Annotated in this window: 19 protein-coding genes, 1 pseudogene and 1 riboswitch; of the genes and pseudogenes, 13 read left to right on the forward strand and 7 right to left on the reverse strand. The window is 60.3% G+C overall.

Going from position 1 to position 22,666, the window contains the following annotated elements:
• Positions 1-50 precede the first annotated feature (50 nt).
• The gene (locus ACSOSP_RS36045) at positions 51-1,547 is read right to left on the reverse strand and encodes a sensor domain-containing diguanylate cyclase (RefSeq protein ID WP_455313804.1); all 1,497 of its coding nucleotides are present in this window, start codon (positions 1,545-1,547) and stop codon (positions 51-53) included.
• Between ACSOSP_RS36045 and ACSOSP_RS36050 the strand changes: the two genes are divergently transcribed.
• Positions 1,546-1,719 carry a hypothetical protein gene (locus ACSOSP_RS36050; protein WP_455313805.1) on the forward strand — a complete coding sequence of 58 codons (174 nt, stop codon included), beginning with the start codon at positions 1,546-1,548 and terminating at the stop codon, positions 1,717-1,719. The two genes, ACSOSP_RS36045 and ACSOSP_RS36050, sit on opposite strands and share 2 nt — an antisense overlap.
• A 243-nt stretch (positions 1,720-1,962) precedes the next feature.
• A riboswitch (yybP-ykoY riboswitch) is annotated at positions 1,963-2,099 on the forward strand.
• A gap of 65 nt (positions 2,100-2,164) precedes the next feature.
• A complete protein-coding gene (gene mntP, locus ACSOSP_RS36055; protein WP_455313806.1) occupies positions 2,165-2,734 on the forward strand; it encodes a manganese efflux pump MntP in 570 nt (189 codons plus the stop codon).
• A 46-nt stretch (positions 2,735-2,780) separates the two neighbouring features.
• On the opposite strand, the pseudogene ACSOSP_RS36060 reads toward mntP, so the two are convergent.
• Positions 2,781-3,206 (reverse strand): annotated as a pseudogene (locus ACSOSP_RS36060) (carbohydrate porin); the annotation flags it as partial.
• 222 nt (positions 3,207-3,428) lie between these two features.
• Complete coding sequence (locus ACSOSP_RS36065; RefSeq protein ID WP_455313807.1) at positions 3,429-3,746, reverse strand: hypothetical protein; 318 nt, start codon at positions 3,744-3,746, stop codon at positions 3,429-3,431.
• 1,034 nt (positions 3,747-4,780) lie between these two features.
• On the opposite strand from ACSOSP_RS36065, the gene ACSOSP_RS36070 reads away from it, so the two are divergent.
• The 3 genes from ACSOSP_RS36070 (at position 4,781) to ACSOSP_RS36080 (ending at position 7,128) form a co-directional block, all read left to right on the forward strand.
• The gene (locus tag ACSOSP_RS36070; RefSeq protein WP_455313808.1) at positions 4,781-4,927 is read left to right on the forward strand and encodes a hypothetical protein; all 147 of its coding nucleotides are present in this window, start codon (positions 4,781-4,783) and stop codon (positions 4,925-4,927) included.
• Positions 4,928-5,063: 136 nt separating this feature from the next.
• Positions 5,064-6,749 carry an NRAMP family divalent metal transporter gene (locus tag ACSOSP_RS36075; RefSeq protein ID WP_455313809.1) on the forward strand — a complete coding sequence of 562 codons (1,686 nt, stop codon included), beginning with the start codon at positions 5,064-5,066 and terminating at the stop codon, positions 6,747-6,749.
• Between the two features lie 49 nt (positions 6,750-6,798).
• On the forward strand, positions 6,799-7,128 hold the full coding sequence (locus tag ACSOSP_RS36080; RefSeq protein WP_455313810.1) for a hypothetical protein: 330 nt from the start codon (positions 6,799-6,801) through the stop codon (positions 7,126-7,128).
• A gap of 27 nt (positions 7,129-7,155) precedes the next feature.
• Here the strand turns inward: ACSOSP_RS36080 and ACSOSP_RS36085 are convergent, their stop codons facing one another.
• The gene (locus ACSOSP_RS36085) at positions 7,156-8,097 is read right to left on the reverse strand and encodes a LysR substrate-binding domain-containing protein (protein WP_455313811.1); all 942 of its coding nucleotides are present in this window, start codon (positions 8,095-8,097) and stop codon (positions 7,156-7,158) included.
• Between the two features lie 142 nt (positions 8,098-8,239).
• Here ACSOSP_RS36085 and ACSOSP_RS36090 point away from each other — a divergent pair, with 142 nt between their 5' ends.
• The 4 genes from ACSOSP_RS36090 to ACSOSP_RS36105 all read left to right on the forward strand — a co-directional run bounded on the left by ACSOSP_RS36090 (position 8,240) and on the right by ACSOSP_RS36105 (position 12,437).
• Positions 8,240-9,292, forward strand: coding sequence for an aromatic ring-hydroxylating dioxygenase subunit alpha (locus ACSOSP_RS36090; RefSeq protein ID WP_455313812.1), 1,053 nt, complete (start codon positions 8,240-8,242; stop codon positions 9,290-9,292).
• A 2-nt stretch (positions 9,293-9,294) separates the two neighbouring features.
• Positions 9,295-10,398, forward strand: coding sequence for a 2Fe-2S iron-sulfur cluster-binding protein (locus ACSOSP_RS36095; RefSeq protein ID WP_455313813.1), 1,104 nt, complete (start codon positions 9,295-9,297; stop codon positions 10,396-10,398).
• Between the two features lie 49 nt (positions 10,399-10,447).
• The gene (locus ACSOSP_RS36100) at positions 10,448-11,551 is read left to right on the forward strand and encodes a DUF2817 domain-containing protein (protein ID WP_455313814.1); all 1,104 of its coding nucleotides are present in this window, start codon (positions 10,448-10,450) and stop codon (positions 11,549-11,551) included.
• 112 nt (positions 11,552-11,663) lie between these two features.
• On the forward strand, positions 11,664-12,437 hold the full coding sequence (locus tag ACSOSP_RS36105) for an ABC transporter substrate-binding protein (RefSeq protein WP_455313815.1): 774 nt from the start codon (positions 11,664-11,666) through the stop codon (positions 12,435-12,437).
• A gap of 155 nt (positions 12,438-12,592) precedes the next feature.
• Here ACSOSP_RS36105 and ACSOSP_RS36110 read toward each other — a convergent pair whose 3' ends face one another.
• On the reverse strand, positions 12,593-13,678 hold the full coding sequence (locus ACSOSP_RS36110) for an alpha-hydroxy acid oxidase (protein WP_455315344.1): 1,086 nt from the start codon (positions 13,676-13,678) through the stop codon (positions 12,593-12,595).
• A gap of 115 nt (positions 13,679-13,793) precedes the next feature.
• The gene (locus tag ACSOSP_RS36115) at positions 13,794-15,164 is read right to left on the reverse strand and encodes a leucine-rich repeat-containing protein kinase family protein (protein ID WP_455313816.1); all 1,371 of its coding nucleotides are present in this window, start codon (positions 15,162-15,164) and stop codon (positions 13,794-13,796) included.
• Between the two features lie 164 nt (positions 15,165-15,328).
• Here ACSOSP_RS36115 and ACSOSP_RS36120 point away from each other — a divergent pair, with 164 nt between their 5' ends.
• Together ACSOSP_RS36120 and ACSOSP_RS36125 are read left to right on the forward strand one after the other, a co-directional pair.
• Positions 15,329-16,750: a coniferyl aldehyde dehydrogenase gene (locus ACSOSP_RS36120; RefSeq protein WP_455313817.1), complete on the forward strand. Its 1,422-nt coding sequence runs from the start codon at positions 15,329-15,331 to the stop codon at positions 16,748-16,750.
• A gap of 50 nt (positions 16,751-16,800) precedes the next feature.
• Complete coding sequence (locus tag ACSOSP_RS36125; protein ID WP_455313818.1) at positions 16,801-18,441, forward strand: GMC family oxidoreductase; 1,641 nt, start codon at positions 16,801-16,803, stop codon at positions 18,439-18,441.
• A gap of 304 nt (positions 18,442-18,745) precedes the next feature.
• On the opposite strand, the gene ACSOSP_RS36130 is transcribed toward ACSOSP_RS36125, so the two are convergent.
• Positions 18,746-20,305, reverse strand: a complete 1,560-nt coding sequence (locus ACSOSP_RS36130) for a flavin-containing monooxygenase (protein ID WP_455313819.1) — start codon at positions 20,303-20,305, stop codon at positions 18,746-18,748.
• Positions 20,306-20,626: 321 nt separating this feature from the next.
• On the opposite strand from ACSOSP_RS36130, the gene ACSOSP_RS36135 reads away from it, so the two are divergent.
• Complete coding sequence (locus ACSOSP_RS36135; RefSeq protein WP_455313820.1) at positions 20,627-21,289, forward strand: DUF3313 domain-containing protein; 663 nt, start codon at positions 20,627-20,629, stop codon at positions 21,287-21,289.
• Positions 21,290-21,374: 85 nt separating this feature from the next.
• Complete coding sequence (locus tag ACSOSP_RS36140; RefSeq protein WP_455313821.1) at positions 21,375-22,646, forward strand: paraquat-inducible protein A; 1,272 nt, start codon at positions 21,375-21,377, stop codon at positions 22,644-22,646.
• The last annotated feature ends 20 nt before the right edge of the window (positions 22,647-22,666 follow it).

A 22,666-nucleotide genomic window follows, 5' to 3' on the forward strand; every position in this document is an offset into this window, starting at 1 on the left:
AGGAGCGGATTCGGGCGCTTTCGGCCAGTAATGAGGTCCTGCCGGCGCGCTCAGGAAGCGACTACCGGCGCCACCGCGTGGGCCAGCGGCCGGACGCAGTCGCGCCCTGCCGCCTTCGCTTTGTAGAGCTGCTGGTCGGCGGCGCCGAGCAGGCTATACGGACCGCCCAGGCCCGGCGGCGACGCCGTCGCGCAGCCAATGCTGACTGTAATGACGCCGAACGCGCTGGCCCGGTGCGGGATCGCACAGGCCAGCACGTGCTGCCGGATCGTTTCTGCAATATGCCGCGCGCCTTCCTGGGGTGTATCGGGCAGCAGCACGACGAACTCTTCGCCGCCGTAGCGCGCGGGGACATCGCCCGGACGGCGTACAGTCGTGGCAATACTGTGCGCGACGGTGGCGAGCGCGTTGTCGCCAAGTGCGTGGCCGTAGGTGTCGTTGTAGGACTTGAAATAATCCACGTCGATGAACAGCACCGACAACGGCGTGCCCGCGCGGCGCCCGCGGCGCCATTCGTCGTCCATGCGTTCGTCGAATGCGCGCCGGTTCGGCAGGCCGGTGAGGGCATCCGTGCCGGCCAGCCGGACGAGCTCCTCTTGTGCGCGGGCGCGCTCGCGCAGCGACAGCGCCAGCAGCCACGACACCGCGACGAAACTCAGGCCGGACAGCAGCGTCAGCGCGCCGACGACGCGGCTGCGTGCGCGCCACGGTTCCAGCACGTCCTCTTCCGCCGGCGCCACGCCCACGATGAACGGGGTACCCGGTACCCGCGAGAACGTGTAAAGGCGGCGCACGCCGTCGACCGGTGAGACCGCCGAGTACGATCCCGACATGGCGTTCGCCATGCGCGCGAAGGTGGGCGAACTGGCGACGCTGCGCCCGGGCAGGTCGTCGCGGTAAGGCTTGCGGGCGATCATCGTGCCGTCCTCATGGACGATGAAGATCGACCCCTCGGCGCCCACATTGAGCTTGTCCAGCAACGAGTGGAAGTAGGCGACGTTCAGCGCCAGCAGCGCGATCCCGGCGAACGAGCCGTCGGGTGCGTTGACGCGCCGGCTCAAGCCGATTGTGGGGATGCCGCGCTGGCGTGAGGCGAACGGATGCGAGAAAAACAGGCCGGTCGAGGCGCTGCGTTGCTGGGCGTAAAAATATTCACGGTCGGCGAAAGAGCCTGCCGGGAGGGGGCCGTCCCTGCTCACCTCGGTGACCAGGCCGCGCGCGTCCAGCACGTAGGCGCCGGTGATGTACGCGGCGGAGGTTGCGCGATCGAAGAGGATCTGGCGGCGCAAGGCCGGCGAGAGTTCCCGCATGGCCGGGTTCTGCGCGCCCTCAACCATCGCGTTGAGGGAGAGACTGTCGATTTCGACATTGCGGGCCAGGTCGCTGCTAATGATGGCGACCAGGTTCGCCGATGTTTCATGGGCGTGGTCGAGCACGCCTTGGCGCCCCTGATACAACGTCACGAGGGACAAGCTCGCCATCAGTACCGCGACCACGGTGCCGGCGACGCCCGCGACCATCGGATGGCGGGACAGCGCGCTGGCCATGCCGACCGCCGTCCAGCGAGGCCAGATGCGGCGCTTCCTCAAACCTGCGGCGGGCGGAGGGGCAGGGTTCATCGCGAGCGGTCTGCCGGCCACGGGCGGCGCAGGCAATGACCGCACCGGCGACACAGGTCGCGGTGCGGCGTTGGGCGGGCACGCTCAGGCAGCGGGTTGAATTTCGGGTTTGGCATCGCGCGGCAGGTTCGATCGGGAGGCTCGCCATTCCTGGCTGGCCGCATTGTATCGGCTTGAATTCTTGTGACCATTTTGCCGACCCGCAAGATTATCCGGGTTTGTCCGTTGTGTGGACCGGTGCGGACCCTCGATTCGCATCAATGCACCTGGAAGGAGCGGTCAGGAAGTGCCCTTTCAATTTCCCCGGAAAAGCTTACAAATTCATTTCCATCGTGGTAGCCTCCTGTCCGTCTTTGGGGAGTAGCCGGCTTCCATTCACTGGAAGCGCTCATGTCAACACGCTTGGTTCGATCGAACCGTGGCATGAGCCGCCGTTAGCTTTTGGTTGGCAAGACCATCGATGTAGCGGGGAGACCGGTCGGGCTCGCCGCTGCATCGCATGTTCTCGCCCGACCTGAATGCCATAACGACACCCTGACATCCCCATGAATATTGCTTCCACTCTCCTGCTCGCCTTCGCCATGTCGACGGACGCCTTCGCCGCTGCGGTCGGCAAGGGTGCCACACTGCATCGTCCGCGGATTCGCGAGGCGCTTCGCACCGGCCTGATCTTCGGCGTGATTGAAGCCATCACGCCGCTGGTCGGCTGGGCGCTCGGCAAGGTGGCCGCTCCGTACGTCGCTTCATGGGATCACTGGATCGCATTCAGCCTGCTGCTCGTGCTCGGCGCACGCATGATCATCTCGGGCCTGCGCGCGCCCGCGCCGGACGCCGAGAAGCCCGACAGCCACGGTTTCTGGCTGCTGGCGCTCACCGGATTCGCGACCAGTATCGACGCGATGGCGGTGGGCGCGGGACTCGCTTTCATCGATGTGAACATCTTGTCGACGGCTGCGACCATCGGACTCGCGACGCTGATCATGGTGACCCTGGGCGTGATGGTGGGACGTTTTCTCGGCAAGGCAGTGGGGCAGCGCGCGGAGATTGCGGGCGGGTTCATTCTTGTGGTTATCGGATCGGTGATCCTGGCCGAGCATCTCGGGTATATGAGTTGAGGTAGCGCATTGCGATCGGCATGCGGCCTAGAAATTGACGACGGTGCCGAGTGCTTGCATCCGCTTCTATGCCGCTTGCGGACTGCAGCGTGAGCAGCGTGTGCTGGCTCAGGTTGCGACCATGAATTTGCAAGCTGGAGACATTGAACGTACCACCCGGCAGGCCGAAGGCCTTCGATGTATCGATCTGGACGCTCGCCTGGGTCAGCCCGTCGTAGGCGCCTTCACGCGACACGCCACCGGACAGGTTGCGCAGGTATTCGCTGGTCTCCTGCACGCTGAGGGTGGTGCCATAGTTACCCAGCCATGGACGCAGCCCGCCCATATCCCCGAACAATGTCGAGCGGTCCCAGAGCCCGGTCGGCGCGGGTGCGGCTTGCGTCCCGGCGGCTTGTGCGTCGGGCGCGCTTGTGCCCGGTGCGTCGACACTCGTCTGTGCGACAGCGGTGGACAACGCGCCTAACGACAGCAATAGCGAAACCCCGTTGCGGACACTCGAGCGTGCCCTGCTCGAGAGAAGTGGCGCTTGCGCGGTGTAGAACGTTCGCGTCGATGCTTCGAGAAAACTCGAAGGCGATTTCTTAAGATTTTTTTTCATGGTCTGTGGAGAGATAGATGGTTTGACGATCTACATTTTTTTCTCGATGAAAGTTAAAAGAACGGTCAAAGGGTTGAGTACGTGCTGCGGCCGCGCTCAGGCAAACCACCAGCTCAAACGCACTGCGCGTCCGAGCTCGTCGCCCACTGAGCTAGCGGATAAAGCGCCTGCGATAACAATGGCTGCTACGGTCAAAACAATGAGCAGGCAGACCGTCGGCGTGAGCGAGCCACCGACGTGACCCGCTTTGCGCGGCATCGCGCGAATTACGTTGGCGCAGAAGCGGCGGATGCGCGCGTTGGCCGGCGTCGCCAGGCAACGCTCAGCCTGCCCCGAGGACGGGTTAAGAATGAACAAGCGCTGTGACGGCCGTAATACCGGACCGATGCGCGAGATAAGCGAAACGACAAACATGAGCAGACTCCCGTCCAGCCCGACTGAATCGAGCGACGTGCAAAGACATGACGCGGCTTTGCAAGTGAACTTGCAAAGAGCGATCGGACAAAAGGGAGCGTGCTGCAGACGGACGGGCTTACGGACGTAAAGCCGGTCGTGAATGAAGCGCGCTAACCCGACAAGGCGAGTTAGCGGCTAAGGAGTATTCCTGTGACGCTATCTCGCGGATGCTTCGCCGGCGCTGGCCGGCATCGAACTTCCACTACCAGGGGATGTGTCCACGAGGGGACTCCTTAAGATGAGACGGGCGGATTGTATTCTCGGCGCAAACGCATTGGCAAGTAAAAATGCAGCAAGAAAACCACGTCATGCATTGAGTAAGAAAGCCTTCTCTTCCGCATTTCCGCCAGGTCAGGAACAAGCCTGGACTAGCCGGGAAATTATTTCAGTGTGCTTACGCGTACATTGCCGCCAATTCAAAAAATGACGCCCGGGCGATGTGAATAGCGACGCATCAGCAACGCATCAAAACTATTTCTGCTCTGCTTAACGAATGGAGTTGACTTGATATTTAACGCGCGCCTAGAATCCGGGAATCGTCACAAGCGGGGCTAATGCCTTGGACAGTTGTAGTAGTCGACCTTCGAAGTTTTTCTCTGCCTGACAGGCAGGACGTTCGCGCTTGATTCCCTAGCCGCCGTCTTGCCAGCAGGCAGACGGTGCGCGCCGCAGTAAATACTCCGTGCACCCTTGAAACAAGCGTATTGACGCCAGGGTTTCCTGCGTCCATACAAAACGCGTTGCGAGCTGACCCTCGCGACTGGTTCCGCTCGCGCCTTGCCGCTGGAAAGGCGCGTCGTGCGGATGACGACGTGCGTGCATACGCAATAAGGAGCCTCCATGCCGGACAGTGACAGTTATCCCTTACGCCGCAGCACTTTCACTTTTGCCAGGGAAGGCGAGTAGATTCCTTTCGACACGCGCACCGCGTGCCCGAACTCCGGTCTGCTGGCTTTCCATTCATTGAAAAGCCACATTGTCGGAGAAGCATCATGAACTTCGGTTTGCTCGTCTCGCACCTTCCGCACGTCCAGGAATCACGTCTTCATTACAACACCATGCTGTCGCTGGACTCCACCAGCCGGCATCGTTGCGCCAATGCATGGCGCGCATTGCGCACATTCGTGTTTCGCGCCTGATTAACGTTTCCACGTACACCGTCCGGAGTCTTCTGAACTTGATCCTGAACTTCATCAAGGGATGACTCACGTCGTTCGTGCACGGGGTAAGCACGGCGCCCAACTATTAGCCATCACGCTTTCGGGAAAAATAAAAATGTCCACCGTATCTCAGGTTCTACCACCACGCAGCGCGGTGCTCGATGACGCCCACGTTGGCGACATCAAGGGCGCGCTCGGCACAATCGCCCAACATGACACTGGCGCACGCACCAATTGGTGGGCACGCATCCGCACGCTCCTGGCCATTCTCGGCCCCGGCCTGATCGTGATGGTTGGCGATAACGACGCCGGCGCTTTCGGCACCTATACACAAGCGGGTCAGAACTACGGCACGACGTTGCTCTGGACCTTGCTGCTGCTGGTTCCGGTTTTATTCGTCAACCAGGAAATGGTGCTGCGCCTGGGAGCCGTTACCGGAGTCGGCCACGCCCGCCTGATCTTCGAACGCTTTGGAAAGTTCTGGGGTGCATTTAGCGTCATCGACCTGTTCATTCTCAACGCGCTTACTATCGTGACCGAATTTATCGGCATCACGTTTGTGCTCGATTTCTTTGGCATTCCCAAAATACTCGGTGTATGCATTGCCGCGGCGCTCACCATGGCGGCCGTCAGTACGGGAAACTTCAGGCGTTTCGAGCGGTTCGCGATTGGTCTATGCCTGTTGAGCCTGCTGCTGGTTCCGGTGCTGGTGTCGATCCACCCGCCCGCATCGCAGATCGCAAGCAACTTCTTCGTGCCGACCTGGCCGGCGCACTCCAAGCTGAGCGATGTGATGTTGCTCGTGATCGGCATTGTCGGCACTACCGTCGCACCGTGGCAATTGTTCTTCCAGCAGAGCTATGTAATTGACAAGCGCATTACGCCGCGTTTCATGAAATATGAGAAAGCCGACCTGTGGATAGGCATTGTCTTCGTGTTGATCGGCGGCGTGGCCATGATGTCCTTTTGCGCCGAGCTGTACGCCGGCAAGCCCGAGTTCGGCAACTTCACCGATGCCGGTGGCGTGATCGCGGGCCTGAGCAAATACGCGGGACGCACGAGCGCCACGCTGTTCGCCGTGGCCCTGCTTGACGCATGCATCATTGGTGCTGCTGCGGTCTCGCTGTCGACGGCCTATGCCATTGGCGATGTATTCAAGATTCGTCACTCGCTGCACCGTGGCGTGTCGGATGCAAAAGGTTTCTATCTGGTTTATTTCGGCATCGTGGCGGCTGCCGCGGCACTCGTGCTCATTCCCGGCAGCCCGCTTGGACTGCTGACGGAAGCCGTTCAAACACTCGCGGGCGTTTTGTTGCCTAGCGCAACGGTTTTTCTGCTGTTATTGTGCAACGACAAAGCGGTGCTGGGACCGTGGGCCAACTCGAAGAAGCTTAACGTTTTCACGGGCGCTGTTATCTGGGTCCTGGTGATGCTGTCGATTATCCTGACGGCATCCGTTGTGTACCCGGACATCACCGGCGAGACCATTCTTGAAGTGCTGGGCGGTGGAACGGCGTTGGCCGTAGTGGGGTATCTGGCCATGGTGGTCTTTCGCAAGCCTGGTCATGACGTATCGGACGGCGCGCCAGGGCGTTCCGGGCAGCGCTACCTGAAGGGAACGCGGGAAGCGCGGGAAGCGCGGGAAACACGCGACACGTGGCGCATGCCGCCGCTGGATCAGTTGCCGCCGCCGAACCTCACGCTGACAAAGCGGATCTGGATGGGCGTGCTGCGCGGTTACCTGATCGTGGCGGTCGGGCTGGTGGTGGTAAAGGTCGTGCAGATGATCTGGTTGCACTAAGAGCAATGCGCGGGCGTGGCTCCGTCGCTTCGTTAGTTACGACGGCGCCATGTCCACTCTATTCGATCCTGGTGGGCTGACGTGTTTCATCGTGAGTGCATCGGGACCGTTGAAGCGCGCAATCAATGCAATAGCCGACGAAGGATTGGCGATGGACCAAAATCAGCTCCGCCGCACAATTAGCCTCGCGCGTCGCCTGATAGGGCTCCTGGTTCTTCTGCTATTCGCCATTCTCAATCCCGTTACGCGCTCGTTCACTCCCAACCTGATTCACGTGTCGGCGCAGTCGCACGTCAGCGTTGAAAAACACTTTGCCGTCACCGGCCATTGCCGCGTGTATGGAAAGTATTGCCTCGGACAATTCATGGGCGGCATGTAGGGCGCCCGGGAAGGTCGCGGGCAGCGCTCAGCCCGCACCGAGCATTCGATCGTTGACCGCTTGCTGTTCGCGGCTGCGCGTGAGTATCCAGCGATGGAAAACGCGGCAGTGCGGCTGGTCGAAAGTGCTGGCCTGCCAGGTCAGGAAATAGGGCGAGGGTAGTGCCACCCCGACAGGAAACGGCAACACAAGGCGGCCCGCCGTCAGGTCGTCAACGATCATCGACGTCTGCGCAAGCACGAACCCATGACCTTCAATAGCGGCCTGTATCGCGAGCCCTGACAACGAGAACACCAGGCGATTGACGCGCATGTCCTCGGGACAATCAATGCCCCTGGCTGCAAACCATTCGCGCCAGGACGGCGGCGAGGAGAACTTGGGAAACCAGTCTATCGACAGCAACGGATAAGCGAGGATCTGCTCCAGCTTGACCAATGGCTGCCCGGAGTTGAGCAACCGAGGGCTGCATACGGGCACGACGCTGTCGCGAAAGAGTTCGACCGTCGTGCCCGCATGATCGATACGCTCGCCGTAGGTGATACGGAAGTCGATCTCGGGGCCATCTGGCGACGGCTCCGAATGCGTGCCGTCCAGATACACATCCAGTTCGGGGTGAGCGCTTTGCCACTCGTAGATGCGCGGTGCAAGCCACTTTGACAGCAGCGACGGCAACGCGCTCACGCTCAAGCTGCGCCTGTTCCTGACACGCTCGATCTCGGCGCCCGCCACCCGCAGGCTTTCGAACGCCGCCGCGCAGGTCTCGTGATAACGCACGCCCGCGGCCGTCAGACGAAGCCGCTTGCCTTCTTTCGCCAGCAGCCGCATGCCTAACGAATCTTCCAGGATCTTGATCTGCTGGCTGACCGCACCCGGCGAAACGCCGAGCCGGCGCGCTGTCTCAACCACGCCCCCGCAACGGCCCAAAGTGTCGAATACCTGCAGCGCTCTTAACGGCGGGAGTGTGTCCATGGCTAGCGGGTCGTGATCCAAGTCGTTTTAGAAATTCTAAACGATACGGCAGATTTAACCCTCTGTTCTTTTCAATTTTGAGTTCCTAAGCTAAGGCAGAGGTATTGAAGCAACGGATTGGATGAATAGAACGGAGAGGGCAATGTTCTTAAGAAACGCGTGGTACGTGGCGGCCTGGAGCAGCGAGATAACCGACGGCCTGCATCCCGTGATGCTGCTTGGCGAGCCGGTGGTTTTATATCGCAAACCTGACGGCGCGGTGGCTGCGCTGGAGGACGCGTGTGCGCACCGGAAACTGCCTTTGTCGATGGGACGCCTGAAGGACGGCCAGATTGAATGCGGTTACCACGGCCTTACATTTGATTGCTCAGGCGCCTGCGTGCGAGCACCGGGCATGGCGAGGATTCCACCGGCCGCACGCGTTCGCAGCTACCCCGTTGAGGAGCGTTACGGCCTGGTCTGGATCTGGATGGGCTCGCCGCAAGAAGCGAATGCGGACACTATTTTCGTGGTTGAGGAGTGGGACGATCCTGCCTGGGGCATGAACCAGGGCGACGCCATGACGGTCGCGTGCAACTATCTGTATGTGACGGACAACTTGCTTGATCCGTCACATGTCGCATGGGTTCACCCGTCTTCGTTTGGCAACGCAGCATGCGAATCCGAGCCGCTGAAAACGACGGTGAGCGATGACGGCATCGTCGTGTCGCGCTGGATGCGAGACGTGGACGTGGCGCCCTTCTATGCGCGCTTCGTGAAATTCTCGGGACGCTGCGACCGCAAACAGCACTACGAGGTGCGCTTTCCTTCGCACGCGATCATCAAGGCGGTCTTCACGCCGGCAGGCACGGGTCACGACGAAGGTCCGCTGCACGAGCATGTCTTCCTGATGAACTCGTACAACTTCATGACGCCGATCGATGAATCGAACACGCGCTATTTCTGGTTCCAGATGCGCAACTTCGATCAACGCGATGAAAACGTGTCGCGTCAGTTCAACGAAGACGTCCGTCATGCGTTCGAAGAGGACCGCGTGATCCTGAGCGCAGTCCATGCGGGCATGGCGAACAAGCGAACGCCTAATCTCGACCTGCCGCTCGACGCCGGGCCGCTGCGCTTTCGACGCAGCCTGCAACGGCTGATCGAAGCCGAGACGCAAGCTCCCGAACCTGCAGCGCTCGACACCGTCCGATAGCCATGCAAGAGACAACAGAACCGCGAGGGTTCAAGCGGATGCGCGTAGCCTGCGTGCAGCAGGAAAGCAGCGTCATCAAATCGTTCGTGCTTGAAGCGCCGGACGGTGCTCGGCTGCCGGCTTTCCTGCCGGGACAATTTGTTCAAGTGCGTCTCACCGGGTCGGACGGGCAGCCCTTGCAGCGCCATTACAGCCTGTCCGGTGACCCTGCAGACCGAACACGCTGGCGTATATCGGTCAAGCATCAACTGGCGCCGCCGGATCGGGGTGAACTGCCTGAGGGGCGGGTATCGAGCCATCTGCACGGGGTTATCGAAGCGGGCGCTACGCTTGATGTTGCCGGCCCAGCCGGTGCGTTTGTACTTGATGAGCTTAGCGATCGTCCCGTTGTGTTGTTAAGCGCTGGTGTTGGCGTGACGCCGATGCTCAGCATGTTGCATCGCTTGTGTGCGACCTCGCGGCGTCGCGTGTATTTCATCCACGCATGCGAAAACGGGACCATGCACGCATTCAAGGATGAAGTGGCGCGCTTGCGGACGAGCAGGGAGGATGTCCTGACGCACATCTGTTATCGCAGGCCTGAAGCGTCGGATGTCGCCGGGCAGCACTTCGACAGCCACGGCGTGATCACGCGCGAGACCCTGCAACGCTTGCTGCCGCTCGACGACTACGACGTTTATCTGTGCGGCCCAACGCGCTTCATGCAGATGAATTTTAGATTGCTACGCAGCCTCGGTATCGATAAATCCCGCATCCGGCACGAGTTCTTCGGGCCTGCCTCCGAGCTTGGTTCGGATGAGATCAACGTGCCGTCTTCGCCCGAGCCTTCGGTCGCATTGGAAACGTCCGCGCCTACGGTTTGTTTTGCGCCCTCCGGCAAGACCATTGCATGGAACCCGTCATGTCATTCATTGCTGGATTTTGCGGAAGCTGAGGGCTTCAAACCGCCGTTCAGTTGCCGCGCAGGATTGTGCGGGTGCTGTGCCAGCCAGTTGATCGACGGTACGGTCGAGTACTTCGAGCAACCGCTCGATGAACCACGCAAAGGCGAAGTGCTGCTGTGTTGTGCGAGACCGTCGACTGCTATCACCCTGCAAATCGCTTAGCAAAGCGAACCAGTCTACCGCCAGCGACGATAAATTTTGGAACGAAAACATGAACAGGCATTTTATTGAAACCCCTGGTTTTACCGTCCAGCGCGAGCGTTTTATTGAAGCCGCGCGTGCCGCCGGCGCCGGGCTCACGGAGTTCGAGCATCCAATGCGCGGTCCCCGCCGCGAAACGCTCGCCACCGACGTAGCGGTGATCGGCGATCCGCTTGCGCCCAAGCGGTTCATCGTCATCTCTGGTACGCATGGCATTGAAGGGTATTACGGCTCTGAATCTCAGATCGCATTCCTGCAATCATTGCAAAAATGCGTGCTGCCAACTGACGTCTGCGTGATCATGGTGCACCTGATCAATCCCTGGGGCACGGCCTGGTTGCGTCGAGTGAACGAGGATAACGTCGACCTCAACCGGAACTACGTCGCGTTTGACGAGCCGCTGCCGGACAACGCGCGTTATGAGGATTTTCACTCTGTCTATTTGTGCCGCGACCTTGACGGTCCCGATCGCCGCCGTGCGGACAAACGGTTCGCAGATGAGATCGAAAGACTGGGCCTCGCCACGGTAATGAGCATTGTCGAGGCGGGGCAGTACGCCCATGCCGATGGCATTTTCTTCGGCGGCCAGCAGGCGACCTGGAGCAACCAGACCTTGCGCGCTATCGCGAAGCGATTCATGGAAGGCGCGCGCACAGCAATGTGTTTCGACCTGCATACCGGAGCAGGCGCGTTCGGACATGCCATGTTGATGGCGGTGGCGCAGGAAAGCTATCCGGCGCTTGCCAGGTCACAGTCGGTTTTCGGCCCATGGCTCTACACGGTCATCACCGGACCCGCTGCCACGACCGATTCAGGAATCGCGGCGACTGCAACCGGATATACGTCACAGGCGTTGCTGGATTCATTGCCCGGCACTGACCTGATGCAGTTGGTTATCGAGTGCGGGACTTACGACAGTGGCCGCGGACATCGGGCGCTAAGAGACGATCACTGGCTGCATCTGTACGGTGATCCTGAAGACGAAACGGGACGCCGCATCAAGGCGGCGCTGGCGGAACATTTCTACCCCGCGGATCGGGACTGGCGCGAATTGACCCAGCTACGCACGCGGCAGATTTTTGAGCGTGGGCTCCTGGCGCTGCAGGCAGCCTAGCGACTGAGCATCGGGCAGCGCCTATTGCATAACCCCACTTTACAAGCGGTTTTATCAACCTTGGCCGGTAACGCATCCAACGATGCGGCTATCCCGTCGAACTGGAGCATTCATGAAAAAGCTACTGGCTGGTATGGCGATGTTACTCGCCGCGTTCTGCGTGCAAGCGAAAGACGCAGGCGAACTGCGCTTTGGCGTTGACCCGACTTATGCGCCGTTCGAATCGAAGGCGCCATCGGGACAATTGGTCGGCTTCGAGATCGACCTGGGCAATGAAATCTGCAAGCGGCTCGATGTCAAATGCGTCTGGGTCGAAACGGGTTTCGACGGCATCATTCCGGCGCTGCAGGGCCGCAAGTTCGATGCCATCCTGTCCGCCATGTCGATCACGCCGAAGCGCGAGGAACAGGTTGCGTTTTCCGTGCCGCTGTTCAATACGCCTAGCCGGCTGATCGGGAAAGAGGGGGTGGATATCAAGCCGACGGTGGCATCGTTGCAGGGCAAGAAGGTTGGTGTGGCACAGGGTTCCACACAAGAGGCCTACGCGAAAGCGAACTGGGCGCCGGCTGGGATCGAGGTGGTGTCGTATGCAAATCAGGAGCAGGTGTTCACGGACCTGCTGGCCGGCCGTATCGATGTCACCCTGACCGACATGCTTGCCGGCAGCGAGGGGTTTCTCAAGACGCCGCGAGGCAAGGGTTTTGCGTTCGTCGGAGACCCTGTGAGCGATGCGAAGACCTTGGGCAAGGGAGCGGGCATTGGCGTGCGCAAGGACGATACCGCGTTGCGCACGAAACTCGACCACGCGATCGACTCGATGGTGAAGGACGGCACCTATCGAAAAATCGAGCGGCGCTACTTTGATTTCGATATTTCGGGCAGTTGAAAGTGGTTGATCGCGCGAGGGACGAACTCGCGCGCAGTGCTGGATGGGTCTGGCGGAATGCGATAGCCGCGGCGTGAGCAGCTCCGGCTTCGGCCTGTTCGACATTCACGAACGTCCAGCGGCCGGAGGCATGCGTTGGTAGTCGCACCATGCTTTCAAAAGGTCCCGGGCAACAGGATCTGATCGTTGACGCGCCGGATGTCGGTGTGACCGCAAAAGGCCATGCTGATGTCGAGTTCCTTGTGGATGATCTGCAGGCATCGCTCGACCCCGGCCTCACCCATCGCGCCCAGCCCGTACAGGAAACTGCGGCCGATCAGCGTGCCCTTCGCACCCAGCGCCACGGCCTTCAGCACGTCCTGTCCGCTGCGGATGCCGCCATCCACCCACACTTCAATGCGATTGCCCACCTCGCTCGCAATCGCGGGTAGCGCGGAGATGGACGATGGTGCGCCGTCGAGCTGGCGGCCGCCATGGTTGGAGACGATCATTGCGTCGGCGCCGCTGTCGGCGGCAAGGCGTGCGTCTTCCAGATCCATGATCCCCTTCAGGATGAGCTTGCCGCCCCACAGCTTCTTGACCCACTCGACATCGGCCCAGCTTAAGGCCGGATCGAATTGTTCCGCGGTCCACGAGCTCAGGGACGAGAGATCCCCCACGCCCTTTGCATGACCGACGATGTTGCCGAAACTGCGCCGCTTGGTCCCCAGCATGCCGAGGCACCAGCGTGGTTTCGTCGCGAGGTTCACGAGGTTTGGAAGTGTCAGTTTGGGCGGCGCCGACAGCCCGTTCTTGATGTCCTTGTGCCGCTGACCGAGGATCTGCAAGTCGAGCGTGAGCATCAGGGCGCTGCACTTCGCGGCTCGTGCGCGCTCGATCAGCCGCACGATGAAGTCGCGGTCGCGCATCATGTAGAGCTGGAACCAGAACGGTTTGCTGGTGTGTGCCGCCACGTCCTCGATCGAGCAGATGCTCATGGTGGACAAGGTGAACGGGACACCGAACTTCTCCGCCGCGCGCGCCGCGAGAATCTCGCCATCGGCATGTTGCATGCCTGTCAATCCCGTGGGGGCGAGCGCCACCGGCATGGCGACCTCTTGCCCCACCATTTCCGTGCGAGTGCTGCGGCCCGCCATGTTGACCGCTACGCGCTGACGCAGCTTGATACGCTGGAAGTCGCTTTCATTGGCCCGGTAGGTACTCTCGGTCCACGAGCCGCTATCGGCGTAATCGTAGAACATGCGCGGCACGCGCCGCTGCGCGAGCACGCGCAAATCCTCGATGCAGGTAATCACTGGCACGGTCTCTCTCGCTACGGGAACGGGAGAATGAGTATACGGTTTAAAGCGCCTGAATTTAAGCTGAAGTTGCCTCGTGCCGATGCGAATCCCTCAGCGCAGACAGGGTATTCACGATTTCGTCGAACAGAGGCCGGTCGCCAGCTTGTTCGCTCAGGCAGCTGTTTTTCAGCCCTGCGAGCACTGCCATGCTGCTTGTCGCGGACGCTTGTGCATCGCATCGATCGATCAATTCTTCGAGCAGGCAACCAAAGGCTCTTACCTCAATGCGCTGGAGTGTGGTGGCCAGCGCCTGATCGTCGGTTGCATAAAACGATGCCGCGCCGAAATCGCCCATCAGCGCGTAGCCTTGGCCGCCATGGAGGATGTTGTGGGCGTACAGGTCGCCATGCATGATGCCTTGCTGATGCAAATGCGAGGCTGCCGATGCAATTCCATGCGCAACACTGAGCGCCGAAGGCAGATCGAAACGGGTATCGACGTCATAGATGTCGCGCGTACAGGAAGCGAGGCTTGGTGGCCCGGCAAGGTTCCTGAGTTGCGGGTCGATCAATTCCATCACCAGGCAATGGACGCCGGTGGGATGGTCCTTCACTTGCCCGATAACGGGGATCAGGTTGAGATGTGAGCCCGCGGCAATGCAAGCGGCCATCTCGCAGTGCGGCAGACCATCGCTTGTAACAGCGCCCTTGAATAGCTTGACTGCAACGGCCTGGGTTGCGCCGCTGGTCGCCGGATATTCCGGCCGATGTTCTGCGCGATGAATGACGCCCGATGCCCCTTCGCCCAGCCGATGCTGCAGATCCAGCGCTTGCCATGAAATATCGGCGACGGCTGTATTCTCCATTGCCTTGGCTTCCAGCCTTTCGTTGAATGGATTGCCCGCATAGGCCAGCCACGATAGCCGAGGCAAGGATGCTACCCAGACCGGCAGTTCGGCAAGCCGGTTAGCTGCCAGCCGGATCAATTCGAGGCGAGAGCATGCCGCCAACTCCACGGGCAGGGTGCGCAACTGATTGCCCGCCAACATCAGCTTTTGTAGCTGGGTGCAGTTTCCGATCTCGGGCGGCAGGGCCTCAACTTGATTATCGGTCAGGATCAGCCAGCGAAGTTTGGGCGGTAGTGAAGCACCGGATACGTGGCGTATGCGGTTTGCCTTGAATCCCACCATGGTCAATTGAGTGCACCGCCCGAGGACTTCCGGCAGCTCGGTGAACTGGTTGTTCGAGCAGAAGATCGTGTGCAGATTGGTCAGGCGCGGCAAATCGTCGGGCAGCCACGAAAGAGCATTGCCAGACAGGTCGAGGACTTCCAGCGTGGCCGCCAGATCGAATATCTCGCGCGGAAATTCAGTCAGGCCGCAGGCTAGTGTCAGTCGCTGGGTACCGGCGAGTTGCCCGGTGCGAAGTTGTTCGAGTGTGCTTGTCACAGTGGCGGGGATATCCAGGGATGGGCGGCAGGTTGGCTTTGCCCGTACGGGATCGATTTTACTGAGTATTTTGGACACGCCTGATTGGCCGGTCGCATCCGGACACTGCACGATCGATGCCCGAGCGCGTAAGCTAGCGTCATTCCACATACAGGAAACAGACCATGCAGGTCAGCCCGCCCTCTTTGCTGGAAGAACGCTTCGAGGCGCAACGCCGCGCGTTCGCGGCGGAATCGAATCCGCCGTTGCACGTTCGCATGGACCGGCTGAACCGGTTGCTCGCGTTGACGGAAAATCATGAAAGCGACTTCGTGCGTGCGATCGATGCCGACTTCGACGGGCGGTCCGCTCATGAAACGCGGCTCGCCGAGTTGTTTGTGGTGCGCGCTGGAATCCGTCACGCGCGCAAACATCTGAAGCACTGGATGAGTCCGCAGCGAGTCGCGACCGGCCTGCACTTCCTGCCAGGCTATAACCGCCTGTTGCGGCAACCGCTTGGTGTGGCCGGTATCGTATCGCCGTGGAATTACCCCATTCAACTCTCGTTGGGTCCGGCGCTCGCGGCCCTCGCCGCCGGCAACCGGGTGCTGCTCAAACCTTCCGAACTGACCCCTCGCTTTTCCGAGTTGCTGGACCGCCTGGTTAGCGCGTCGTTTGCGCCGGATGAGTTGAGCGTAGTGAACGGCGGCGTGGACGTGGGTCAGGCTTTTACCGGGTTGCCGTTCGATCACCTGTTCTTTACCGGATCGACCCTGGTCGGCCGCCAGGTCGCTCAAGCTGCCGCAGCGAACCTTACGCCGGTGACGCTGGAACTCGGCGGAAAATCGCCCGCAATAATCGATGCGTCCTGCGACATAGCCGCTGCCGTCGCGAGCATTGCCTACGGCAAGTTCCTGAACGCCGGACAGACCTGCATTGCTCCGGACTATGTCCTCGTGCCGGCGGGTCTGGCCGACATCGTCGCAGATCGCCTCAAGGCGGCTATTACGCGCCTCTATCCCACGCTGATTGCGAATCCGGACTATACGGCGATCATCAGCACGCGGCATCGCGAGCGGCTGCTTGCGATAGTGCAGGAAGCGCGTGATGGCGGTGCGCGCATTATTGAAGTCAATCCAGCCAGAGAGCCCTTCGACGAAAACACCCGCAAATTTCCACCGACGCTGGTGGTCGGCGCCCCCGCCAGCGCGCGTCTGATGCGCGAGGAGATCTTCGGGCCGCTGCTGCCCATAGTCGAATATGACGGACTGGACCAGGCCATTGCCATGGTGAACCAGGGCGACCGGCCGCTCGCGCTTTACTGGTTCGGCCGGAGCGTTGTCAATCGCGACCGGGTGCTGAACGAAACAGTGTCAGGCGGTGTCACGATCAACGACTGTCTGTGGCATCTGGCGCAGGAAGCGCAGCCGTTCGGTGGAGTTGGCCCGAGCGGCATGGGCGCATATCACGGCGAGTGGGGCTTCCGTACCTTCAGTAAAGAAAAACCCGTTTTCTACCAGGCACGGCTGAATGGCACGCGTCTTTTCCATCCTCCCTATGGCAAGACCTTCGACCTGATACTGCGGCTGATCAAGCGTATTACCTAAACAAGACGCCAGCGGCGCGGCATGCGCCGACTATTTGGCAGGAGACCGGAATGAGCGACGTATTCGACTTCGTTGTGATCGGTGCAGGCTCGGGCGGGTGCGTCGTCGCAGGGCGGCTGACCGAAGATCCTGGCGTCACGGTCTGCGTTCTTGAAGCGGGAGGGGGCGGCAACAGCCCACTCGTGAAGATTCCGGCGGCCGCTGTCGTGATGTTGCCGACAAAGCTCAACAACTGGGCATTCGAAACCGTGCCGCAGGCGGGCCTGAATGGCCGCAAGGGCTACCAGCCGCGCGGCAAGGCGTTGGGGGGATCGTCCGCCATCAATGCAATGGTCTACGTGCGCGGGCATCGTTCGGACTACGATCATTGGGCATCGCTGGGAAATGAAGGCTGGTCGTATGAGGATGTGCTTCCGTACTTCCTGCGCAGCGAGCACAACGAGCGGATCACCAACGAATGGCATGGCCGCGATGGACCGCTCTGGGTCAGCGACTTGCGCACCGGCAATCCGTTCCATGCAAGGTACCTCGAGGCCGCGCGCCAGAGCGGATTACCCGTGACCGAGGACTTCAACGGCGCCGAGCAGGAAGGGGTGGGAATCTATCAGGTCACGCAAAAGAATGGCGAGCGATGGAGCGCCGCACGCGCCTATTTGCTGCCGCATATGAAGAAGCGCAAGAACCTCTCCGTCGAGACTCATGCACACGTGCATCGGATCATTTTCGAGGGCACGCGTGCTGTCGGCGTCGAGGTAACGGCGGGGGACGGGACCCGCATTATCCGCGCTCGTCGCGAGGTGATCCTGGCCGCGGGCGCGTTGCAGACACCGCAACTGCTGATGTTGTCCGGCGTGGGCGATACGCAGGCGCTCGATCGGCTCGCCATTCCCGTGGTCCGGCATTTACCTGGCGTGGGCAAGAACCTGCAGGATCATCCCGACTTTATCTTCGGGTATCGGACTCGCAGCCTCGACACCTTCGGCATATCGTTTCGCGGCAGCGCGCGGTTATTGCGGGAAATCCTGCGCTTTCGCGGTTCGCGCCGTGGGGCGCTGACCTCGAACTTCGCCGAAGGCGGTGCATTCCTCAAGACTCGCCCGGACCTGGCAATGCCCGACGTCCAGCTTCACTTTGTCGTGGCGCTGGCGGATAACCACGCGCGCACGTTGCATCCGGGCCATGGGTTGTCGTGCCACGTGTGTTTGCTGCGGCCACGAAGCCGTGGAGAAGTGACGCTTCAAAGCAAGGACTCTTACGTTTCACCCCGTATCGATCCAGCGTTCTTCAACGACCCTCTCGATCTCGACGGCATGGTGGCGGGGTTCAAGCTCGCGCGACGCCTGATGCAAGCGCCTGCTCTTGCTGAATGGGTCACGAAGGACTTGTTCACCTCCAACGTGAACACGGATGAGGAGATTCGTGAGGCGTTGAAACGGCGCGTCGACACCGTCTATCACCCGGTCGGCACTTGCCGGATGGGCCAGGATGCTTACGCGGTGGTCGACTCGCAACTACGCGTGCGCGGTCTGCAGGGCCTGCGTATTGTCGATGCGTCGGTGATGCCGACGTTGATTGGCGGGAACACGAATGCGCCGACCATCATGATCGCTGAAAAGGCGGTCGATATGATCAAAGGTGATCGAGGCGTCCGTCCTCAGTCAGCAGACACAATTGATAGCGCACGGGCGTGAATATCCCAAGGCTGGCAATCCATCATTGCCCGGCGAGACGTACCGTGTAGCCGGTTCAATGATTTGCATTCTGCGTTCGAACAGGACGGGCAATCGAACTATTGGGCGAGTGGGAATATTGAGGATCGCGCGGCCGCCTTTGATCGCGAACGGAGTGGCCACCGTGACCGATACGATGCGCAGGACCAGCGAGGATTGGATCAGGTGTGCAATGTACAGGGAAAAAAACGCAAGCCCCGCAGTCACGATGATGCAAACGGCGATGACGGACAGGAAAATAAGCGACACGTACTCACCTTTACTTTTATGCGTGCTCTTGCGCTTCGCGCTTGAGCCTGACTATTGTCATGGGGCGCCGCTCGAACTGCATGACGCCGTCGCTCAGGGCGCCGAACCTGAGCGATGCAAGATCGAGCAGGTAGTTCTGATGGTACTTCCACGGCTTGTGAAGTCCCTGCCTGGGCAGGATGTTCGATGCCCTCTGAATATACCCGGAGGTGAGCTCGACAGCGGGCAGCGAACCCATTTCGTTTTCCCTCAGTCGCGGGACACACACATCGTAGTGATTTGCCTTCATGTGATTCACGAGGCGGCAGACGTACTGCGCAATCAACTCGGCCTTCAGGGTCCATGAAGCGTTGGTATAGCCGAACGACGACGCAAGATTCGGTACGTCGCTATACATCATGCCCTTGTATGACACCGTATCTCCGAGGGAAATCCGGCGCCCGTCAACGGAGATCACCGAGCCACCGAGCATCTTGAGTTTCAGCCCCGTAGCGGTAATCACAAGGTCGGCGTCGAGATGCTCGCCGCTTCGCAGCCGCACGCCGGTCTCGGTGAAGCGTTCGATTTCGTCGGTGGCAATCGATGCCTTGCCGGCGCGCACCGCCTTGAACAGGTCTCCGTTCGGGACCAGACACAGGCGCTGGTCCCACGGGTTGTATCGGGGCGTCATGTGTTTGTCGACGTCGAACCCGGGTCCCAACTGCCAGCCTGCTGCCCTGATGAGCAATTGTTTGGTCTCTTCCGGCTTGCGTCGCGCGCGGCTGTACAGGTACATGGTCAGCAGCACGTTCTTGCTGCGGATAAGCTTGTGCGCGAGCGTTGACGGCAGCCATTTGCGCACCGTGTTGGCGAACTTGTCGCGTGCGGGAAGAGAAAAAATGTAGGTCGGCGAGCGTTGCAGCATGGTTACGTGTTTCGCCGTGTCCGCCATTGCCGGCACCAGGGTTACCGCCGTGGCGCCGCTGCCGATCACGACAACCCGCTTGTCCGCATAGGCCAGGCCGGCGGGCCAATGCTGCGGGTGGACTATGCGGCCCTTGAACTTCTCCATGTCGGGCCAGCTCGGCTCGTGACCTGCGTCGTAGTCGTAATAGCCGCTGCACATGTAGAGGAACTTGCAGGTGTAGCGCATTTCTGTTTCGACATTGTCCTCGGTACGCTGAACCTGCACCGTCCAGTGTGCGGCCTGCGAATCCCAGTTCGCACCCGTCACCTTGTGACCGAACTTGATGATCTTGTCGATGCCGGATGCCTGGGCGGTGTCCCGGATGTAGTCGAGGATCGTCTGGCCGCCGGATATCGATTTGTCGCCATGCCACGGGCGAAAGCTGTAGCCGAGCGTGAACATGTCGGAGTCGGAGCGCACGCCGGGATAGCGGAACAGGTCCCATGTGCCGCCCATCGTGGAGCGGCTTTCGAGGATGGCGAACCGGGCGGAGGGGCAGCGTTCGCGCAGGTGATGCGCCGCGGCCACGCCGGACAAACCGGCGCCCACGATGAGCACGTCATAGTCGACGTCGGCTCGCAATGAAGAAGATGAAGGCGAGGTGCCGATCGAGGAGGTAGCCGGCGTCATGCCATGTCCTTGGGTGTGGAAGCGGCGGCCTGAGCGGGCCGGACCGAATGCGGATTTGCTTGCATTGTATGCGCGCTGCGTCGGCGTCGCGGCGACTTTCCCGTCAAAGCCCAATGCCATGCGGCCCCTATTCAAGCTTTTCCCCGAAGTACATAGCATCGTGACGACGGCCCAATGCATTTCCCCTTTTATTTATAAAAACAAACCGCCTGGACGGTTTACGAAAATTATTTACGGTGTTACGCTTGCGCCTCACATGAGCTGTCATGTCTGAACCCGATCGGGACACCGACTGGGGCAGCATCGAAACCGGAGATCCGAATGGTCAAGTCAATCAAGGCGCGGCATCTGTTGCTAGCCGCTATGTGCGCAACCGTGGTTGGCTGCGCAAGCGTGCAGCCAGTCGCGTATTCTGGAATTACGTCGTCATCCTATTTGAAGGCTGATCCGGAAGATAAGTCTGGTCGCGTGCCTTATCGCTTCTCGACTCAGGTGGATTGGCAGCAATACAGGAAGGTGATTGTCGATCCGGTGGTCGTGTATCGAGCCGCGGATAACCAGTTTGGCGACATGAGTGACTCGGACAAAAAAGCGCTGGCCGGCTATATGCAATCCAAGTTTGAAGAAAAACTGCGGACTCGCTTCGAGCTGGAGAATGCTCCAGGTTCGAGCACGTTGCGCGTCAAGCTGACTCTGACAGGTGCTTCAACCACCACGCCTTTTCTCGGTCCCTTCACGCGGTTTGACCTTTCCGGCGGTATTTACAACGTGGTTCAAACAGCCCGAGGCAAGGAAGGCGCCTTCACAGGTTCCGTCATGTACGCCGTTGAAATCTACGACGCGTCGAACGACAAACTCCTCAGTGCTTACGTGACAAAGCAATACCCGAATCCCTACAACGTCGGAGCGAGCTTCGGGGCGCTGAATGCGTCGAAGACGGGTATAGAGAAGGGCGCTGATGCGTTGGTTGCGCAACTTAAATGAGCCGGTACACGGGACGACGATTAGGCGCTTGAGCATGACCGGCGCGCTTTTGGACCGTGTGTTTTGCCCCAAGCGGATGCGAAAGATGAATGATGCCAAGTTGATAGCCTGTCACGAATGTGATTTGCTCCAGTGGGAAGCGCCGCTATCGGAGAGCGGTACCGCGCGGTGCGGACGCTGCGGGGCAGCGCTCTACCGAAGCTTGCCCGCCAGGTTCGACCGCGCACTGGCGTTCACGTCGGCTGCAGCGATTTTTTTTGTGCTCGCCAACTGCTTTCCCATCGTCGGACTTTGGGTCAATGGAACGCTGGTTGAATCCACGCTTTTTGGGGCAGCCAGGTCCCTATACGTGGATGGCATGTGGCCAATAGCGGGCCTCGTCTTCGTGACTACGCTGTTGATGCCGTCACTGAACATAGCGGCCGTTATCTATCTGCTCGTTCCGCTGCATATGGGTGGCCTTCCTCAAAGACCCGGGCTTGTCCTTCGTGTTCTGCGCCACATTGCGCCCTGGGGCATGATCGAAGTGCTCATGCTCGGCATGCTGGTCGCGCTCGTCAAGCTCCAGCACATCGCAACCGTTGTCCCTGGCGTTGCGATCTGGGCATTCGGAGTGGTGATGTTGCTGCTGGCGGCAGCGGCCGTTACGTTCAATCCGCGTGATATCTGGGCGCGTATCGATTCCGTGCAGAGCGACCGTGGTGCGTCATATGCGGTACAGGCAACTGCCACGGCAGACACCGCGGCGCGCGCCGGCCTGTTCGTTTGTCACGACTGCGGCCTGGTCTCGAAGCCGCTCCTTGCCCACGTCCATGCCGGAATTTGCCCGCGCTGTGACGCCACGCTGCATCGGCGCAAGCCCGACAGTCTCGTACGGACCTGGGCGTTCGTTTTCGGCGCCATGGTCCTTTATATCCCCGCCATTCTCCTGCCGGTCATGGTCACCAGCACCTTGTTCGGAACTCAGTCCGACACGATTCTTAGCGGCGTAGTTTATCTCTGGAATGCAGGATCGTGGTCGCTTGCGGCTATCGTTTTCATCGCCAGTATCGTGGTGCCGGTGCTCAAAATCCTGTCCCTGGCCTATCTCGCGTGGAGCACCCAGTTGCGCTCTTCATTCATCCCACGACAGCGGACGCGTATCTACCGCTTGGTGGAGTTCGTCGGCCGCTGGTCGATGCTCGACATCTACGTCATTACCGTCCTGGTCGCACTCGTGCAATTCGGTTCGGTTGCAAGTATTGAAGCAGGGCCCGGCGCGATCGCATTCGGCGCCGTGGTCGTGCTGACCATGTTTGCCGCACTGTCATTCGATCCCCGGCTGATATGGGATGCAGTGGAGCCGGAAATTGAATAAAGATGACCACGATGCGCCCG

This window comes from Caballeronia sp. KNU42 (genome assembly GCF_053760385.1).

Excerpts from the sequence above, each read along its gene's own strand:
- ACSOSP_RS36050 (WP_455313805.1), top strand. The coding sequence starts at position 1,546 with ATGCCGACCGCCGTCCAGCGAGGCCAGATGCGGCGCTTCCTCAAACCT.
- ACSOSP_RS36045 (WP_455313804.1), bottom strand. The coding sequence starts at position 1,547 with ATGGCCAGCGCGCTGTCCCGCCATCCGATGGTCGCGGGCGTCGCCGGC.
- mntP (WP_455313806.1), top strand. The coding sequence starts at position 2,165 with ATGAATATTGCTTCCACTCTCCTGCTCGCCTTCGCCATGTCGACGGAC.
- ACSOSP_RS36065 (WP_455313807.1), bottom strand. The coding sequence starts at position 3,746 with ATGTTTGTCGTTTCGCTTATCTCGCGCATCGGTCCGGTATTACGGCCG.
- ACSOSP_RS36070 (WP_455313808.1), top strand. The coding sequence starts at position 4,781 with ATGAACTTCGGTTTGCTCGTCTCGCACCTTCCGCACGTCCAGGAATCA.
- ACSOSP_RS36075 (WP_455313809.1), top strand. The coding sequence starts at position 5,064 with ATGTCCACCGTATCTCAGGTTCTACCACCACGCAGCGCGGTGCTCGAT.
- ACSOSP_RS36080 (WP_455313810.1), top strand. The coding sequence starts at position 6,799 with ATGTCCACTCTATTCGATCCTGGTGGGCTGACGTGTTTCATCGTGAGT.
- ACSOSP_RS36085 (WP_455313811.1), bottom strand. The coding sequence starts at position 8,097 with ATGGACACACTCCCGCCGTTAAGAGCGCTGCAGGTATTCGACACTTTG.
- ACSOSP_RS36090 (WP_455313812.1), top strand. The coding sequence starts at position 8,240 with ATGTTCTTAAGAAACGCGTGGTACGTGGCGGCCTGGAGCAGCGAGATA.
- ACSOSP_RS36095 (WP_455313813.1), top strand. The coding sequence starts at position 9,295 with ATGCAAGAGACAACAGAACCGCGAGGGTTCAAGCGGATGCGCGTAGCC.
- ACSOSP_RS36100 (WP_455313814.1), top strand. The coding sequence starts at position 10,448 with ATGAACAGGCATTTTATTGAAACCCCTGGTTTTACCGTCCAGCGCGAG.
- ACSOSP_RS36105 (WP_455313815.1), top strand. The coding sequence starts at position 11,664 with ATGAAAAAGCTACTGGCTGGTATGGCGATGTTACTCGCCGCGTTCTGC.
- ACSOSP_RS36110 (WP_455315344.1), bottom strand. The coding sequence starts at position 13,678 with ATGTTCTACGATTACGCCGATAGCGGCTCGTGGACCGAGAGTACCTAC.
- ACSOSP_RS36120 (WP_455313817.1), top strand. The coding sequence starts at position 15,329 with ATGCAGGTCAGCCCGCCCTCTTTGCTGGAAGAACGCTTCGAGGCGCAA.
- ACSOSP_RS36125 (WP_455313818.1), top strand. The coding sequence starts at position 16,801 with ATGAGCGACGTATTCGACTTCGTTGTGATCGGTGCAGGCTCGGGCGGG.
- ACSOSP_RS36130 (WP_455313819.1), bottom strand. The coding sequence starts at position 20,305 with ATGACGCCGGCTACCTCCTCGATCGGCACCTCGCCTTCATCTTCTTCA.
- ACSOSP_RS36135 (WP_455313820.1), top strand. The coding sequence starts at position 20,627 with ATGGTCAAGTCAATCAAGGCGCGGCATCTGTTGCTAGCCGCTATGTGC.
- ACSOSP_RS36140 (WP_455313821.1), top strand. The coding sequence starts at position 21,375 with ATGAATGATGCCAAGTTGATAGCCTGTCACGAATGTGATTTGCTCCAG.